The organism is Halobacillus litoralis, from assembly GCF_009856445.1.
GTDB classification, from domain to species: Bacteria; Bacillota; Bacilli; order Bacillales; family Halobacillaceae; genus Halobacillus; species Halobacillus litoralis.
Genome location: NZ_WMFA01000005.1, coordinates 55,774 through 71,109, shown reverse-complemented (window position 1 = coordinate 71,109; position 15,336 = coordinate 55,774). Strand labels below are relative to the sequence as shown.

20 protein-coding genes and 2 riboswitches are annotated in these 15,336 nt (G+C 41.9%); of the genes, 8 read left to right on the top strand and 12 right to left on the bottom strand.

Annotation, left to right across the window (positions count from 1 at the left end; genetic code table 11):
- Positions 1-7: 7 nt before the first annotated feature.
- Positions 8-796: an ABC transporter permease gene (locus GLW00_RS13670; RefSeq protein ID WP_160914990.1), complete on the top strand. Its 789-nt coding sequence runs from the start codon at positions 8-10 to the stop codon at positions 794-796.
- Between the two features lie 55 nt (positions 797-851).
- Here the strand turns inward: GLW00_RS13670 and GLW00_RS13665 are convergent, their stop codons facing one another.
- A complete protein-coding gene (locus GLW00_RS13665) occupies positions 852-1,025 on the bottom strand; it encodes a DUF2759 domain-containing protein (RefSeq protein ID WP_307725367.1) in 174 nt (57 codons plus the stop codon).
- Between the two features lie 184 nt (positions 1,026-1,209).
- Between GLW00_RS13665 and GLW00_RS13660 the strand changes: the two genes are divergently transcribed.
- Entirely contained in the window at positions 1,210-1,833 is a 624-nt protein-coding gene (locus GLW00_RS13660) for an MBL fold metallo-hydrolase (protein WP_160914988.1), read from the top strand.
- 60 nt (positions 1,834-1,893) lie between these two features.
- On the opposite strand, the gene GLW00_RS13655 is transcribed toward GLW00_RS13660, so the two are convergent.
- The gene (locus GLW00_RS13655) at positions 1,894-2,139 is read right to left on the bottom strand and encodes a DUF2626 domain-containing protein (protein WP_146812856.1); all 246 of its coding nucleotides are present in this window, start codon (positions 2,137-2,139) and stop codon (positions 1,894-1,896) included.
- A 245-nt stretch (positions 2,140-2,384) separates the two neighbouring features.
- Between GLW00_RS13655 and GLW00_RS13650 the strand changes: the two genes are divergently transcribed.
- Positions 2,385-2,768, top strand: coding sequence for a Spx/MgsR family RNA polymerase-binding regulatory protein (locus tag GLW00_RS13650; protein ID WP_160914986.1), 384 nt, complete (start codon positions 2,385-2,387; stop codon positions 2,766-2,768).
- 30 nt (positions 2,769-2,798) lie between these two features.
- On the opposite strand, the gene GLW00_RS13645 is transcribed toward GLW00_RS13650, so the two are convergent.
- From GLW00_RS13645 to comGA, 7 genes are read right to left on the bottom strand one after another with little or no spacing between them, the layout of a single operon-like run.
- Positions 2,799-3,173, bottom strand: coding sequence for a hypothetical protein (locus GLW00_RS13645; RefSeq protein ID WP_160914984.1), 375 nt, complete (start codon positions 3,171-3,173; stop codon positions 2,799-2,801).
- On the bottom strand, positions 3,133-3,552 hold the full coding sequence (locus GLW00_RS13640) for a ComGF family competence protein (protein ID WP_160914982.1): 420 nt from the start codon (positions 3,550-3,552) through the stop codon (positions 3,133-3,135). The genes GLW00_RS13645 and GLW00_RS13640 overlap by 41 nt, the downstream gene beginning before the upstream one ends.
- Entirely contained in the window at positions 3,536-3,868 is a 333-nt protein-coding gene (locus GLW00_RS13635) for a type II secretion system protein (protein ID WP_160914980.1), read from the bottom strand. Before GLW00_RS13635 ends, GLW00_RS13640 begins: the two co-directional genes overlap by 17 nt.
- Positions 3,855-4,307, bottom strand: coding sequence for a competence type IV pilus minor pilin ComGD (comGD, locus tag GLW00_RS13630; protein ID WP_335808483.1), 453 nt, complete (start codon positions 4,305-4,307; stop codon positions 3,855-3,857). Before comGD ends, GLW00_RS13635 begins: the two co-directional genes overlap by 14 nt.
- The gene (gene comGC / locus GLW00_RS13625; RefSeq protein WP_160914976.1) at positions 4,279-4,596 is read right to left on the bottom strand and encodes a competence type IV pilus major pilin ComGC; all 318 of its coding nucleotides are present in this window, start codon (positions 4,594-4,596) and stop codon (positions 4,279-4,281) included. The genes comGD and comGC overlap by 29 nt, the downstream gene beginning before the upstream one ends.
- A 16-nt stretch (positions 4,597-4,612) precedes the next feature.
- Complete coding sequence (locus tag GLW00_RS13620; RefSeq protein WP_160914974.1) at positions 4,613-5,665, bottom strand: type II secretion system F family protein; 1,053 nt, start codon at positions 5,663-5,665, stop codon at positions 4,613-4,615.
- Positions 5,619-6,629 carry a competence type IV pilus ATPase ComGA gene (gene comGA, locus GLW00_RS13615; protein ID WP_160914972.1) on the bottom strand — a complete coding sequence of 337 codons (1,011 nt, stop codon included), beginning with the start codon at positions 6,627-6,629 and terminating at the stop codon, positions 5,619-5,621. Before comGA ends, GLW00_RS13620 begins: the two co-directional genes overlap by 47 nt.
- 97 nt (positions 6,630-6,726) lie before the next feature.
- On the opposite strand from comGA, the gene GLW00_RS13610 reads away from it, so the two are divergent.
- Both GLW00_RS13610 and GLW00_RS13605 read left to right on the top strand, forming a co-directional pair.
- Positions 6,727-7,209 (top strand): shikimate kinase, encoded by a 483-nt coding sequence (locus GLW00_RS13610; RefSeq protein ID WP_160914970.1) that lies wholly within the window; start codon positions 6,727-6,729, stop codon positions 7,207-7,209.
- 48 nt (positions 7,210-7,257) lie between these two features.
- Complete coding sequence (locus GLW00_RS13605) at positions 7,258-7,440, top strand: YqzE family protein (RefSeq protein WP_089651741.1); 183 nt, start codon at positions 7,258-7,260, stop codon at positions 7,438-7,440.
- 88 nt (positions 7,441-7,528) lie between these two features.
- Here GLW00_RS13605 and GLW00_RS13600 read toward each other — a convergent pair whose 3' ends face one another.
- Both GLW00_RS13600 and GLW00_RS13595 read right to left on the bottom strand, forming a co-directional pair.
- Positions 7,529-8,368, bottom strand: a complete 840-nt coding sequence (locus GLW00_RS13600; protein ID WP_160914968.1) for a YqhG family protein — start codon at positions 8,366-8,368, stop codon at positions 7,529-7,531.
- The gene (locus GLW00_RS13595; protein WP_160914966.1) at positions 8,365-10,008 is read right to left on the bottom strand and encodes a DEAD/DEAH box helicase; all 1,644 of its coding nucleotides are present in this window, start codon (positions 10,006-10,008) and stop codon (positions 8,365-8,367) included. Before GLW00_RS13595 ends, GLW00_RS13600 begins: the two co-directional genes overlap by 4 nt.
- Positions 10,009-10,175: 167 nt before the next feature.
- Positions 10,176-10,265, top strand: a riboswitch (glycine riboswitch).
- Positions 10,266-10,268: 3 nt separating this feature from the next.
- A riboswitch (glycine riboswitch) is annotated at positions 10,269-10,360 on the top strand.
- Between the two features lie 64 nt (positions 10,361-10,424).
- On the opposite strand from GLW00_RS13595, the gene gcvT reads away from it, so the two are divergent.
- Genes gcvT through gcvPB form a run of 3 tightly spaced genes read left to right on the top strand, consistent with a single transcriptional unit; the run spans position 10,425 to position 14,349 of the window.
- Complete coding sequence (gene gcvT, locus GLW00_RS13590; RefSeq protein WP_160914964.1) at positions 10,425-11,525, top strand: glycine cleavage system aminomethyltransferase GcvT; 1,101 nt, start codon at positions 10,425-10,427, stop codon at positions 11,523-11,525.
- An 18-nt stretch (positions 11,526-11,543) separates the two neighbouring features.
- Entirely contained in the window at positions 11,544-12,893 is a 1,350-nt protein-coding gene (gcvPA, locus tag GLW00_RS13585; RefSeq protein ID WP_160914962.1) for an aminomethyl-transferring glycine dehydrogenase subunit GcvPA, read from the top strand.
- Entirely contained in the window at positions 12,886-14,349 is a 1,464-nt protein-coding gene (gene gcvPB / locus GLW00_RS13580; RefSeq protein WP_160914960.1) for an aminomethyl-transferring glycine dehydrogenase subunit GcvPB, read from the top strand. The genes gcvPA and gcvPB overlap by 8 nt, the downstream gene beginning before the upstream one ends.
- A 275-nt stretch (positions 14,350-14,624) precedes the next feature.
- On the opposite strand, the gene GLW00_RS13575 is transcribed toward gcvPB, so the two are convergent.
- Entirely contained in the window at positions 14,625-15,005 is a 381-nt protein-coding gene (locus GLW00_RS13575; protein WP_160914958.1) for a rhodanese-like domain-containing protein, read from the bottom strand.
- Between the last annotated feature and the right edge of the window lie 331 nt (positions 15,006-15,336).

Sequence of the window (15,336 nt, the reverse complement as noted above, 5' to 3'; positions counted from 1 at the left end):
AGAAGGTTTGGAACCAGAAATATCGAATCAGTCGCTATACTTTTTAATTATTTTCGTTATCGTCCCTTTGGCATTGTCTTATTACTACCAGCTTGGTGTAAGCAAAAACGTTATCTGGTCCACCGTTCGAGGAACGGTCCAGTTGTTTGCTATTGGTTACATATTAACATTCCTTTTTGATCTACCCGCTCTTTATGGGATTCCGTTTATGTTAACAGTTATGATCATCATTGCTACTTTTCACGCAAGACAAAAGGGGAAGGACTTGCCTTATGTCGGGTTTATTCTTTTTGGAGGACTATTGGCCATTGAGGTAGGTGTACTGAGTTTATGGCTCCTATTTGACATGATCCAGTTTAAACCTTCTGAAGTCATTCCTATGAGTGGGATGGTCATTGGCAACAGTATGACTGCTATGGGGCTTGCTCTAGAACGAATGAAAAATGAGTTTAAAGAAAACAATGGCCGCTTGCTCGCTTCCTTGTCTTTAGGAGCAGAGCCGAAGCAGGCCTCTCATTTGATCGTTCAGAATACATTACATGCTTCTTTGATACCTAACGTCGACCGTCTGAAGACCATTGGCCTTGTACAGCTGCCGGGAATGATGACTGGTTTGATTCTTGGTGGTGTTTCACCTGTCATGGCCATCAAGTATCAGTTAGTCATATCCCTCAGTATTTTCTCTTCTGTTTCATTAAGTGCCATGTTCATTACTTTATGTATGTACAGGTATTTTTTCAATAAAAACAAACAACTGTTGCAAACGGATGAAGAGATTAGAAGTTCACGCTCCTAATATGATCTTTCATAAAAAAGCAAGCAGACCAAAAGGTCTGCTTGCTTTTTAAGGTTTATCCAAATAAGTTGTACCAGATCGTCATGACTGAGAACCATCCGAAAATCAATGCTGATGCCCCTGCGAAAAGAACAGCAAAGAAGTTTTTTGTTTTAAGTTCACGGAAAATTGCCCAAACACATAAGATTGTTACGAGTAAAAGAAGAATAGCTGTTACCAAATTCAGCACCCCCTAAGTCTCTTTTCATTATTATCATCCATAAAGGATAGATGTTATACTATATGTAGTTATTATTGGTACTTATCTATTTTATAGTATAAACAAAAAATTGTCGAGTTATCTACATTATTTTTACACATTGTACGATAAAGCCGATAAACGTATAAAGAAACGAATAAATGAGGTGGAAAAAATGAAGAAAATAACCAGGTTGCCGCTTGGGCCGATCGCTACAAATGCTTATATCATCCATGAAAACCATAAAGCGCTAGTCGTTGATCCGGGTGGGGATTTCGAAAAGTTGCAGAACTATTTACAGGAAAGGGAACTTGATGTAATAGCGGTCCTGTTAACACATGCGCACTTCGACCATATTGGAGCCGTTGATGCCGTAAGAGATGCTTATGAGGCTCCCGTCTACATACATGAAAAAGAAGCGGAATGGCTGGGGGATCCACAAAAGAATGGCTCGGCCTTATTCGGTTTAGGGCAAATTACAGCTCGACCAGCGGATTACTATTTTGAGCTAGGTGAAATGCAAATAGGGGACTTCCCATTTGAAGTACGTCATACTCCGGGACATTCACCAGGAAGTGTTTCCTTTGTATTTAGAAATCAGCGTCTTACGATTGCTGGAGACACCTTGTTTCAGCGAGGTATTGGACGTACGGATTTACCGGGAGGAAGCCGTGAGGTTCTTGAGAAAAGTATTAGGGAACAGCTTTTCCCGTTACGAAATGATATGCGCATTTTCCCAGGCCATGGACAGCCGACTACAATCGGTGAAGAGCGGGAAGAGAATCCTTTCCTTAATTAATCCGTGTGATGAGTTTAAAAAAGAACCTGTCATCCTTAAAAAGGATGACAGGTTCTTTTTTTAGTGTCCGCCAAATCCTGGTACTAAGATAAAGGAACAATAATACGTGAATCCAATCATAAAGACTGTCAAGTATGAGAAAAATATGTACACATACATACGTTCTGACAGCTTAAGGTAACCAATAGTAAGGAAAAAAGCCGTTTGAACTAGTGATAATAAGGAAGCTTCCATCATATCGCCTGTATAGAACATGACAGCGAAGATACCTGTCCAAAAGGCCAGTACTCGAAACATTCGATCCATGCTTTTTCCCCCTCCTTTTCTATCGTTAAACTATCATTCATATTATAAACGACCCGGATACAATTGTAAATAAAACGTATTCATCTTTCATTTCTCAGTATTTGTATTCCCAGTTGCGCTTATTCTTTAACTCGCCAAGTTGTGAAAAATATTTGTCTAAATAAAAAAAGGAGTTTAAAATATTGTACAAAGGTTATACAATCAATATACAATAAACTTACACAAAAAAGCGAGGAGCGTTAAACATGGAAGAGTTAAAATTCTACACATACCCAAGTTGTACATCCTGTCGGCGCACGAAATCATGGTTAAAAAGTCAAGGGGTGGATTTTAACGAACAGCACCTGTTCCGTGAGACTCCTACCGCTGACGAATTAAGAAGGATCCTCTCACTGACCACTCATGGGATCGATGAAATTTTAGCGAAAAGAAGTAAAGAGTTTAAAACACTTGACCTAGACGTAGAGGACTTAACCTTGAATGAATTTCTGGACTTGGTTATTGAGAAGCCTAAGCTGTTGAGGCGTCCAATCTTGACCAATGGAAATAAATTAGTCATCGGATATGATTTGGATGGACTTCGTGGGATTACAGATAAAAGAATGGAATATAAACAAAATATCTCATAAAAGCATCGTCCCTCGAAGAGGGGCGATTTTTTATGGGATTTGAAAAGTTTTGAGCTGAAATGAATTGCTATTTACTATTATATGCCACAGGCATTCCCATTGAATTTCCTCACGTGAGCATTCCACTGCGCTTTCACCATCAGGGGTATGCAGGGTAGTAGAGTATTGCATTTGTTCTTTAGGGATCTTTTTTAATTCTGTATTCAATTTCAACCGTGAAGTGTCCAGAATGTGTTGTTTTATAACTGAAGCTTGATGACTTTTGACGAGGTAAAGGTGGTTTTTGTACTGGTTGGTGGTTGTTAATGTGACTATAAGAAGTAAGAAACAAAGAATAAGCATCCAAGGAAAGACAATTCCATGGTCATTGTGTAAGGTGGATTTTTCGCGTGTATAGCCGGTCATGAATGTTTACCTCCATTAGAATTGAAGGAGATTCATGAATAAAAGATATGGATTCTATATTTTGTATAAGGGTTTCGTGTCCAGAACCGTCGACAGTCCTCCTGAAAATTGTTCCATACTGTTCCAAGACAATGTGCCGGTCCTGCTTATCAACGAATGAGATGAAATGATCAGAAACGTTAAAGGTACGGGATTGGTTGATTTCCCATTGTATGACTGCTTTCAGCTGATCAACCGATAAATCAGAGTAATAGTCATATCCTTTCAGTAAAGAAAATAAGGGGACGGAGATCGTTAACAGGATCATGGTCGCCATCAGACTGATTAAAACTTCTGATAAGGTAAATGCGGTTTCTTTTGGACTATTCCCTTTTATCATGCAAACAGAACTCCTTGTTTTCATTTCTTTGGTTTTTCCATAATACGCAGCCTGCAATCCATTCACCTTTGGGTTGGATGACTATAGTCATTTCATAAGTTAATAAATGTTTTGATGTATAAGGAATTGGACCATGCTTCATCCTGTGTTCAAAGAATTCATTATGAAGCAGCGTGACGGCATTTCTTTCTACTTGAAGGTCCTTCTTTGCAGTCCTTATCTCGGTAAGCAAAGGAAGCGTAAATAATGTAATGATGATCAAAAGGGTAAAAGCACTTAAGGTCTCAACCATCGTGAAGCCTTCAGATTTCCTCAATTCGCAACCTGCTCGATCCAAATGGAAAAACTATCTTATAGGTTTTATTCGGGGCATAAAGGTACATTGTTCCTGCTTTTTGAATGATCCCCTTCTGATTGAATCGCACCGTTGGCTGTAGAGTAGTCAAGCGCATCGCCCATTGCTCTGGTAAATTCCTAGTGAAAATTGGTTTTCGTTCTTTCGTGTCATATAAAACATAGCCTCCTGATTCTTGGTCGAAATTCAGTGTATAGTAAACATGATCATTCATGGATAGGTGTTGTGTAAGGAGAAGGTCTTCCTTTAATTGTTGCAGGGTAAGGTCTGCTTCAAGTTTCTGGTAGGTGCGGTACTGCAATGGAATGAAACAGGAAAGGAGTATGGACCAGCACAATAAAACGATGACCATTTCGGTGAAAGTGTAGCCGTTACGTTCCGGTTGGTGATGTTTTCTCACTGACATTTCCCTCTGAGCTTATTACCAATTCTGTACCGTCAGGACATGTACCTTGGGAGATATATTCTTCATCCACCAACGTTTGAATAGATGCTGGGAAAGTTTCGTGTTCAATAAAGTACGCCTGCACTTGAGCCTCTACAGTTTTTTGGAGTGCTTCACACCCTTTAGATTTTACAGAATCACTGTTCTTGGACATGTTAGGGATTGTGATGATCAACAATATAGAGATGACAAGTAGAACAATAAGCATCTCAATTAATGTGAATCCTCTTTCGTTTTTTACCATGAGAGTTCCTCCTCGTTTAAATTTGGTTCATCCATTGATACAGAGGGAGCATGATGGATGCGTAGATCAAAATGATGACAGTGGCGATTATGATGAAGAAAGCAGGCTGAATGACATGGAGCCACGTGGATATCTTTTGACTGAGGTACTCCATCAAGAATTCTGCAAGAAGTTCAAGTTCATCTTTTAAAGCTTCGACATCGTTGGTGTGATGGAATATATTTGTTAGTTCCGGTCTGAATAACGGACAGCTGTAAATCGCCTGAGCAAAAGTTTTACCGTTGGACAGTTCTATTAAGAGTTCATTACAGTAATGAGAGAGTAGTTCATAATTTTCATTCCCATTAATCATCTCAATAGCATCCTTTAATGGGAGACCTGCCTGAAGTAAAGAGTGGAGGTGGGTCGTGAAAAGGAAGGAAACGGAGTAGGATTGATACATCTTTAAAATAGAGATTCTTTCATAAAATGCCAGCTTTTTTTTAAAAGGCATCCGCGGTAAGATAATCATAATAGCCATAAAGAGAATGGCAGTCAGTAAAACAAGGATGCCCAGCCCATTCATGACATTCATGAGAATGACTATCAGGTGGAAGGTTCCATCTTTCTTGCCTTCAAATAGATGTACAAAATTCGGGATCACGGTTTTTTGTAGGATTGTGCAAGCAACGATGAGGAAAACAAATAAGAAAACGGGGTATCGGATAACCTTCATAAATTTCTCTTTGTAATCCTTCTTCATTTGCAGCATGGCTTTACACTGTTGAAAGCTTCTCGATAAGTTATGGTGGATCTGACTGAAGTAGAGGAAATTGGTCACGGAAAGGGAGAAGCGTGCTTTCACAAAAGCTTCCTGGATAGGGTCTCCCGCGCTGAGGTGCTGTGTCAAGGTGTCACAAGTGGATTTTAGTTTTGTGTCCCATCCAGTCATTTGCAGAGCATCGTGAAGCGGATAACCTTTGTCCAAAATATGACTGCACCTTTTAAAAAACAGAATTTGCTGACTGACAGGTAAAGGCGGGTCACGAAAACGGGGCCACTTCGTCTTTTGCAACAAAGCCAAGTGCATAGGCTTTCCTCCTTAAGTTTCTGAACGATTGAAAATTCTGCTGGTGATTGGTCTGTCCTACAATGGCTCTTTTTAATGAGGGACCTTCCAAAAGCTCGAGAATTGCTGCTCTCTTCGGTAAATGCTTGGCTCCCTTAAGAGAGATAAGCTGTTGAGATGCAATGGCAATCATGGTTTGGTCGATATCGGTTTGTTTGATACTCATCTCTTTAAGACGGTGAATGGTACCATGTGCATCCCGCGCATGAATCGTGCTGATTACAAGGTGGCCGCTTAAAGCGGCACGAAACGCAAATTGAGCGGTTGATTTGTCTCGGATTTCCCCGACCATTAAGAGGTCAGGGTCATGTCTTAAGGCTGCTTTTAACCCCGTGTCATATGTCACACCTGCACGCTCATTCACTTGTACTTGAATAATGTTGTTTAAATTTTTCTCGATGGGGTCTTCAAGAGTAATAGCCTGAAATGAATTTGAGGAGGTGAGGGATTGGAGCAAGGCATACAAGGTAGTGGTTTTTCCACTTCCGGTCGGTCCTGTGAAGAGGATCATGCCACTTCGGTAATTCAACCAACGCTGGATCTTTTTAAGTTGGTAAGGAAAAAGAAAAAGCTGTTCAAGTGGAGTATGGTCCATAGGTCTTAGAATACGAATGGCCAAACTTTCGGTTCCGGTTATGGGGAGGGTAGACAGGCGCAGGTCGAATGTGTTCTGATTGGAGCGGTGTTGGAGTGTACCGTTTTGAGGTCGTTTGTGTTCTCCAATATCCATCCCTGAAGTGAATTTGAAGTAGGAAAGAAGCTTCTTGTATATGGGAATTGGGGTCGTGGAGTGGAAAATACGATTTCCATGGATACGGAAATGAATGGAGGCTCTTTCTTCATAAGGGGAAAAGTGGATGTCCGTAGCAGTTTGCTGGATTGCGGAAACGATAAGGTCATGGGCATATTGAGCGATGGATTTCAAACATTTATCACCTCTTCCGTATTATTTTGACCTTTTATTGTATTCGACATAAAGGGACTAATTCCTGCAATAACTTTTTAAAAGGAGGAAAATTATAGTGATTTTTTTAATTGGCTTCATGGGAAGTGGCAAGTCTACAATAGCAAAAATGGTAAGTGAAAAAACAAGTTATTCTTACATAGAAATGGATGAGGCTATTGAAGAAGCAGAAGGAATGAAGATTCGTGATATGTTCGCGCTAAAAGGAGAGCAGTACTTTCGGGATAAGGAAACAGAATTCTTGAAGAACTTAAAAGAAGAAGTTGTCTTGTCTACAGGAGGAGGAGTCATCCTACGGGAAGAGAATCGTGAACTCATGCAAGAAGGGACCGTTGTTTACTTAAAAGCAGAATGGGAAACGATTGTGGAAAGATTGGATGGTGACACCGACCGGCCCTTGTGGAAAGGTGATGTCTCAGAAAAGAAAAAACGGTTTGATGAACGTCTGAGTTTATATGAACAGACGGCAGATATAGTCATACATGTGGACCAGAAGACTCCGGAAAAGATCACTGAAGAAGTGGTGTCACGTCTAAAATAGCAGGGTTTGGATCATACTAAAGGTAACAATGGAAAAAGAGGGGTTCTCATGAATCAGAATGATTATGTAAAGTTTTTGACAGAAGAAGTTGTCAAGTATATGCACATGTCTAAGGATGAGAAGCAGCAACGAAAAGAATCCAAACCCTCCAAAAAATCCTCCTTTTACTGGTTCGGATTGCTTCCTTTCGCTTTGAAAATGTTTAAAAGAAAACGAATCAACAATCATTGAAAGAGTAAGAAAAGCCGCTGAGAACCTCAGCGGCTTTTTTCGTTTCACAAACTGTGGATGTATGATCTCTGGAACTACTCAAACTTTCTTATAGATGCCTATCTGATGGAGCGTCTGAAACTTCATGCTGTATCCAGGTCTTGCTGGTTTCCTGTGAAATATAAAATAGTCCTCCATTGATGACTTCCATTTCTATATAAGGTTTGTAACGATTATCGAGCTGTTCACGCTCTTTCGTGAAAGAATCCAAACCGATGTCTTCAGATTCATAAAAGGATTCCAGCAATTGGGTTTCTTTTTCAAGATGGTGCAGAGAATCTTTTGCCCATTGATGATCGAGCGAACCTACATACGTTTCGATATGTCGTTCCATGCGTTTATATGCATGTGATAAGGAAATGACAGGCCTCATCGGAAATGTATAGTCCGAAACGGTGGTTTCAAAATTCATATCCATCATTTTGTCCATCATTCCAAGCATCATCGTCCCGTGGATTAAATTGATTCCTATAGAAACAGATTCATCCCTGGTATGTTTTCCGCGGAAGTGCAGAAGCCCATTAACGACCAGCCAGGGACTCATGGCCCGGTTTTGTCCCCTGGTCTGATGGACTACTTCATAAAGCCTGGCTGTCCGTGCTTTAGAAATTGCTGTATTGTACAAGCGGTGAAGTTTAGGTGTTCCTGCATGAAGATAAATGCCGCCTGCCTGTTTCTGATCCGTATCACTGAAGGTCAGCTTCATGGGGACGCCTTCTCGATTCATTTTCTTCATGTAATGCCAGTAAAAAGGCCGATTCATGATCTCCTCATCCATCTCGTTGGTAAGCTGTACAGTGAATTGGGAAGGAGAATCACTGATGATAGTACAACCGTGAGATGAAAAGAACTGTTTGACGAACGATTTGTGTGGGTTTGGGGCATTCAACTCGTTTCCCTCCTTTCATTCACCGTATGCTCGACATAACTGACTAAATTGTTAAGCTTGATGTCAACTTCTCCTTGACTTTCCGATTGTTTAAGAATGGATTGAATTTGATGCTCGAACGACCCACCTGGAATCTGCTCAAGAATATGATCCAGGTCACCGACCGCATTTTTGAACATTTCGATCTTCTCATACAGCATCTTCATAATGTGATCTTCAATCGTATCTTTGATCGCAAAGTTAAAAATTTTAACGTCGTGTTCCTGTCCGAAGCGGTGAATCCGTCCAATTCTTTGTTCAAGGCGCATGGGGTTCCATGGAAGATCGTAGTTGATCATGTGGTGACAGAATTGGAGGTTGATCCCCTCTCCACCGGCTTCTGTTGCGACCATCACCTGGGCTTTGTTCTTGAACAATTGTTTCATCCAATCCCGCTTACTCTTATTGAATTTTCCGCTGAATGGAACGGAAGTAATTCCGTTCTGTTGGAGATACCACTGCAAATAAAATTGGGTGGCGCGGTATTCTGTAAATACTATGAATTTCTCGCCTGTTTTTTCAATCAGTTCAGTCATACGTTTGGCTTTCACATGATGAGGGACCTGTCCGATCGCTTCAATGTATTCATCATAGAGGTCAGCTTTTTCTTCCGGTGCATTTTTCTTCAATTGGTTCAGGGACATGTAACAAGCTTCTCTGGATGAACATAGTTCTTTTGCAAGTGTCAGCCACGTAAAGGATGGGTGACTCGCTTTTAGATGTTCTAGTTTTCTGTACATGTCCATTTCCTCATCTGAAAACGAAAGTCTTTCGTTGACGACTTTGCGCTTGGAGGAATCGAGTCCGGTGTCTTTTCTCCGGTTCCGTATCATTAAATGCCCGACAAGAGAATGGATGTGTTGGATATTATCCTTATCGTCTGCATTTTCTTTATATTTCTTCTTGAAATCGGTCAAGTTTCCGAGGTAACCAGGTTTTAGAATGGATACTAAATTAAACAAATCACTCAATTTGTTTTGAATGGGTGTAGCAGTCAATAGAAGACAATAAGTTTTTTTCAAGGATTGTACGAATTGGTAATTTTTCGTTTGATGGTTCTTGAGCTTATGAGCTTCGTCAATAATGATAAGATCGTAATCGATATCGAGAATGACTTCTCTGTGATTTTCCCGTTTGGCCATATCGATGGAAGTCACTGTTACGTCCCATTCTTTCCATGAGGCCTGTTTCTTACGGGGAGAAGCAGCCTGAATATAAAACTTTTCATTTAGTTCTTGAATCCATTGGTTTACAAGGGAAGCGGGTGTCAAAATGAGGATTTTTTTAGCTCTTCCCCTGATCATATATTCTTTTAGAATCAGCCCTGCCTCTAAAGTCTTTCCGAGGCCTACTTCATCAGCTAGAATGGCGCGACCATTCATCTGATGGACGGCTGTTTCTGCTGCTTCAATCTGGTGTTCCATAAAATCTACATGGGGGAGGTGTTCAAGAGCAAGGAGGCCGTCGAATTTTGGTACGGTTTTAAATTGAGCAGCCTGATACGCTAGCTTAAAACCATCCCAGGTTGTGAGTTTGTCGGGATGTTCCAGGTTCTCGCTCAATAATCCAATAAATGACTGGTCTGGATGAATTTCGATCATATTTGTAGCCCTCCATCAATAGGGATGATAAAAGATTGCGAATTATTGTAGAATTACCATGTCTTTTGTGAAAGACGCGTGATATAATGATGCTGAAAATATACAAAATAATGTTTGAACTTTACACAATAGTATGCCCGGTAAAATCTAGAAAAATACGAAAGCGAATGACTGTAGAGGGAGAGACCACGTACGTGGCGCCGAAGGAGCAAGCAATCATTTGTGAATCTCTCAGGCAAAAAGACCTCTATAGGACGCAACTCTGGAGAGTGTTTGCATTTTGTGTGCAAACCACCCAAGAAGCAAGCGTCAGGTTTTCCTGATGTGAATCTTTCTGGTGAAACGGACAGAGACTCCCGTACAAGCGGTGAAGTCTCTTTTTTTATGGGCGAAATCAGTGATGAGGAGTGGTTCCAATGGCAGATTTGAAACGAACACCGTTATACTCTGAATATAAAAAACTCGGAGCGAAAACCATCGATTTTGGCGGCTGGGATTTACCTGTGCAGTTCTCCAGTATCAAAGAGGAGCACCATGCTACACGAACAGCCGCAGGGTTGTTTGATGTCTCTCACATGGCAGAAGTGATGGTGGAAGGGCCGGATAGTCTTTCCTTTCTGCAAAAAATGCTGACGAACGACGTATCCAAGCTGGAACCAGGGAAAGCTCAATACACAATTATGTGCTATGAAGACGGGGGGACGGTGGATGATTTGATCGTTTATCACCTTGATCAAGACAAATATCTTCTCGTTGTGAATGCAGCAAACCGGCAAAAGGACTATGAATGGTTGAAAGAACATCAGGGAGGCGACGTAACCGTGGAAGACGTCTCTGATGAATACGTACAACTGGCGGTTCAGGGACCAAAAGCGGAAGAAGCACTTCAGACCATCACGGACACGGATCTTTCCGACATCAAGTTTTTCCGCTTCAAGCAAGGTGTGACCTTGAAGGGTGTAGATGGAGATGCTCTTGTATCCCGCACAGGTTACACCGGGGAAGACGGCTTTGAAATTTACCTGCACGCAGATTCAGGAGCCCAGTTGTGGCAGGCCATCCTTGAGGCGGGTGAACCGTTTGGGTTGAAGCCGATTGGACTCGGGGCTCGTGACACGCTTCGTTTTGAAGCAAACCTCGCCTTGTATGGCCAGGAGCTTAGTAAAGAAATCACTCCGATTGAAGCCGGATTGAACTTTGCAGTGAAAGTGAATAAAGAGTCAGACTTTATTGGGAAGGATGTCTTAAAACGACAAAAAGAAGAGGGCCCTGGTCGAAAGCTTGTCGGAATAGAGATGATCGATAAAGGGATTCCTCGTACCCATTACGATGTCCTGGACGGCGAAGAAGTCATTGGCTTTGTTACTACAGGAACTCAGTCCCCAACCCTTGGGAAAAACGTCGGTCTGGCACTGATTAATAGCGAATACACAGCTGAGGGCACTGAAGTGACGGTTCAAGTCCGGAAAAGGAAACTGAAAGCGAAAGTCGTCAAAACACCTTTTTATAAAAGATAAATTGAGGGGGATGGAAGCATGGAGTTTCGTTATTTGCCCATGACAGAAAGAGATAAAAAAGAAATGCTGAATGTCATCGGTGTTGAGCAGTCCGATGAACTTTTCTCAGATATACCGGAAAGTATCCGTTTTAAAGGTGATTTACAAATCAAAAAACCTAAAAATGAATTTCAACTGATGAAAGAGTTAACGGAGCTGGCTGGAAAGAACGTCGATTTGAAATCTCATACCTCTTTTCTTGGTGCGGGTGTTTATGATCATTACATTCCTTCTATTGTAGATCATGTCATTTCAAGATCAGAATTTTACACGGCTTATACTCCTTATCAGCCTGAAATTTCTCAAGGTGAGCTGCAGGCCATTTTTGAATTTCAGACAATGATCTGTGAATTGACAGGGATGGATGTAGCAAACTCCTCCATGTACGATGGAGGGACGGCTTTAGCTGAAGCCGTTAACTTGTCTGCCGGTCAAACGAAGAAGAAGAAAGTACTCGTGTCAAAAGCGATTCATCCTGAGTCCTTAGCTGTTATCCATTCCTATGTTAAAGGACCAGGCGTGGAAGTGGTGGAGATCGACCATAAGGACGGTAGAACAGATCTTGAGCAATTAGAAAGAGAAATCGATGAGGACACGGCAAGTGTGGTGGTTCAGTATCCGAACTTCTTCGGTCAAATCGAACCACTGGACCAGGTTAAAGCTATTGTAGATACACAGAAAAAAGCGATGATGATCACATCAAGCAATCCCCTTGCTTTAGGGTATTTAACGCCCCCGGGGGAATTTGGAGCCGATATCGTTGTCGGAGATGCCCAAGTGTTTGGAATACCTGCACAGTATGGAGGTCCTCACTGCGGATATTTTGCGACGACGAAGAAATTGATGAGAAAAGTGCCGGGGAGACTCGTTGGGCAGACGGTGGATGAAGAAGGCCGTCGCGGCTTCGTATTGACCTTGCAGGCTAGAGAACAGCATATCCGTCGGGATAAAGCCACTTCTAACATATGTTCCAATCAAGCCTTGAATGCTTTAGCTTCTTCAGTAGCCATGTCTTCGCTTGGTAAACAGGGCTTGAGAAAAATGTCCTGGATGAATATCCAGAAAACAGCCTATATGAAGAAGCAGCTCCAGGAAAAAGGCGTGGAGGTTGTTTTTGACGGGGCATTCTTTAATGAAATTGTAGTGAAATTGAATAAAGACGTGAAAGAGCTCAACCGCCTCCTTCTTGAGCAGGGGATCATCGGAGGATACGACCTTGGTGAAGTCGATGAAAAACTGAAGAACTGTATGTTAGTTGCCGTAACAGAGATTCGGACAAAAGAAGAGATTGATATGTTTGTCAAGGAAGTGGGGGATCTTCATGTCTAACCAGGACTTTCCGTTAATATTTGAATTGAGTCAAGAAAGTCGTACGGGATATAGCTTACCAGAGTTCGATGTGCCGGAAACAGATGTCGATGACATGATTGGAGCAGGCTATATCAGAAAAAGTGAACCAGATCTGCCAGAAGTAAGTGAGCTGCAAATTATGCGCCACTACACGGGCCTTTCCAAAAGAAATCACGGGGTGGACTCAGGTTTTTACCCCCTTGGTTCCTGCACGATGAAATATAATCCGAAAATGAATGAAGATGTAGCTAGGTTGACTGGATTCAGTCATATCCACCCTTATCAGCCTGTAGAAAGTGTTCAGGGAGCATTACATTTAATGTACGATTTGCAGGAATCTCTGGCTGCCATTACAGGCATGGATACCGTTACCTTACAGCCGGCTGCCGGTGCTCATGGGGAATGGACGGGGTTAATGATGATCCGTGCTTACCATGAAGCAAGGGGAGAGACAAACCGGACGAAAGTCATTGTACCGGACTCTGCTCATGGTACGAATCCTGCCTCAGCTACAGTCGCTGGTTTTGAAGCGGTAACCGTGAAGTCGGATGAGAGAGGACTTGTGGACCTGGAAGACTTAAAACGAGTAGTCGATGAACAAACGGCAGCTCTAATGCTTACCAACCCGAACACTCTTGGTTTGTTTGAAGAGGATATCGAAGAAATGGCGGCCATTGTGCATGAAGCCGGCGGAAAGCTTTATTATGATGGTGCAAACCTCAATGCCATTCTTGGTTATGCACGACCAGGGGACATGGGCTTTGACGTGGTTCACTTAAATCTTCATAAAACGTTCACAGGCCCTCACGGAGGCGGAGGACCAGGTTCAGGTCCAGTCGGAGTTACCGCTGAATTCGCTGAATATTTGCCAGCACCGATTTTGAAGAAGGAAAATGACTTGTATGTGTTTGATTATGACCGCCCACAATCAATTGGAAGAGTGAAACCTTACTATGGGAACTTTGGCATTAACGTCCGTGCCTATACGTACATCCGTACGATGGGGCCGGAAGGGTTGAAAAAAGTGAGCGAATACGCCGTCATCAATGCGAATTACATGATGCGACGCCTTCAAGAGGCATTCGATCTACCATTCGATCGTCATTGCAAGCACGAATTTATCCTGTCTGGTAAACGTCAGAAAAAGCTTGGGGTCCGCACGTTGGATATGGCGAAGCGTCTTCTTGACTTCGGCTATCATCCACCGACTATTTACTTCCCGATCAATGTGGAAGAGGCTCTCATGATCGAGCCGACGGAAACGGAATCAAAAGAAACGCTGGATGATTTCATTGATCGGATGATTCAAATCGCACACGAAGCGGAGAATGATCCTGAAAAAGTTCAAGAGGCACCTCATACGACGATTGTGAGTCGTATGGATGAAACGCAAGCTGCACGGAAACCTGTTTTAAGATATCAAAAAGAACAATAACAAAACCCGGAGTCCATCTACATATGGACTCCGGGTTTTATCTCTTCAACAATATGGCAGGTTTCTTGAAGACTCAGTTTCGAGATGTTTTTTGAGTGGATGGGGCTGCAGGGAATAACTCGCTTTCCATGGGGCGGGAGGCTCACCGCCCCATGGAAAGCGAACCTTTTCCCGGAGCTACTAGAATCCCACGAACATCTCGAAACTGAGTCTTCAACTCTATAGTTTAAGGTGGAGAAAAGAAAATCCCGGTTCTTTGAGAACCGGGAGGGTGGTTACTTTTTCGTTTTGACTTTACCATTCCACTTTTTGAATCCACCTTCAAGCATATTGAGGTCTTCATATCCTTGCTTGTGGAGCATCATTGCGGCACGTGCGGAACGGGCGCCGCTTTGGCAGTATAGATAAACAGGTTTGTCTTTGCGGATTTCAATAAGGCGGTTTTTCATTTGAGACAATGGTATATTTCTTGCCCCAAGAATGTGGCCGCCATCAAATTCCTTCGGTTCACGAACATCAATCAACTGGGCTTTTCTGTACCCTTCGCGGAACTTGTCTTCCGGTAATGTGGTCATGATTTTTCTAGCTTTGAAGAATCTATACAAACCGAAAGCGATAATTAATAGGATCGCTGCGATTAAGATCCATAAATCCATCTTTCCATCCCCCTCATTTCTCTATTCCTCTATCTATTATAGGAGGGAATGAGGAGTATTTCAAAAAAATTTTTCCGAAACATGTGTGAAATTGTTATTTTGTCGAGGATTGTAGTAGGTGATAGGATGCAAATGATGAAAAAGCTGAAACAAACAACAAGGGAGAGGTTTTTCTTTTAATCTCTGGGATATACGTTTAATATCTCAAGATTTTCCGATTGACAAGTTTCTACATATTCGTTCAACAGCACAATATATGGTGACTGAAAATTATCACAACACAATATATTGATTATCTTTTTGCAGATGTGGTATGTTACATATATCAAAT

Coding starts and splice junctions, on each gene's coding strand:
- GLW00_RS13660 (WP_160914988.1), top strand. CDS start 1,210: ATGAAGAAAATAACCAGGTTGCCGCTTGGGCCGATCGCTACAAATGCT.
- GLW00_RS13605 (WP_089651741.1), top strand. CDS start 7,258: ATGAATCAGAATGATTATGTAAAGTTTTTGACAGAAGAAGTTGTCAAG.
- GLW00_RS13575 (WP_160914958.1), bottom strand. CDS start 15,005: ATGGATTTATGGATCTTAATCGCAGCGATCCTATTAATTATCGCTTTC.
- gcvPB (WP_160914960.1), top strand. CDS start 12,886: ATGTCTAACCAGGACTTTCCGTTAATATTTGAATTGAGTCAAGAAAGT.
- GLW00_RS13650 (WP_160914986.1), top strand. CDS start 2,385: ATGGAAGAGTTAAAATTCTACACATACCCAAGTTGTACATCCTGTCGG.
- gcvPA (WP_160914962.1), top strand. CDS start 11,544: ATGGAGTTTCGTTATTTGCCCATGACAGAAAGAGATAAAAAAGAAATG.
- GLW00_RS13620 (WP_160914974.1), bottom strand. CDS start 5,665: ATGCACTTGGCTTTGTTGCAAAAGACGAAGTGGCCCCGTTTTCGTGAC.
- comGC (WP_160914976.1), bottom strand. CDS start 4,596: ATGGTAAAAAACGAAAGAGGATTCACATTAATTGAGATGCTTATTGTT.
- GLW00_RS13645 (WP_160914984.1), bottom strand. CDS start 3,173: ATGACCGGCTATACACGCGAAAAATCCACCTTACACAATGACCATGGA.
- GLW00_RS13640 (WP_160914982.1), bottom strand. CDS start 3,552: ATGATAAAAGGGAATAGTCCAAAAGAAACCGCATTTACCTTATCAGAA.
- GLW00_RS13595 (WP_160914966.1), bottom strand. CDS start 10,008: ATGATCGAAATTCATCCAGACCAGTCATTTATTGGATTATTGAGCGAG.
- GLW00_RS13655 (WP_146812856.1), bottom strand. CDS start 2,139: ATGGATCGAATGTTTCGAGTACTGGCCTTTTGGACAGGTATCTTCGCT.
- gcvT (WP_160914964.1), top strand. CDS start 10,425: ATGGCAGATTTGAAACGAACACCGTTATACTCTGAATATAAAAAACTC.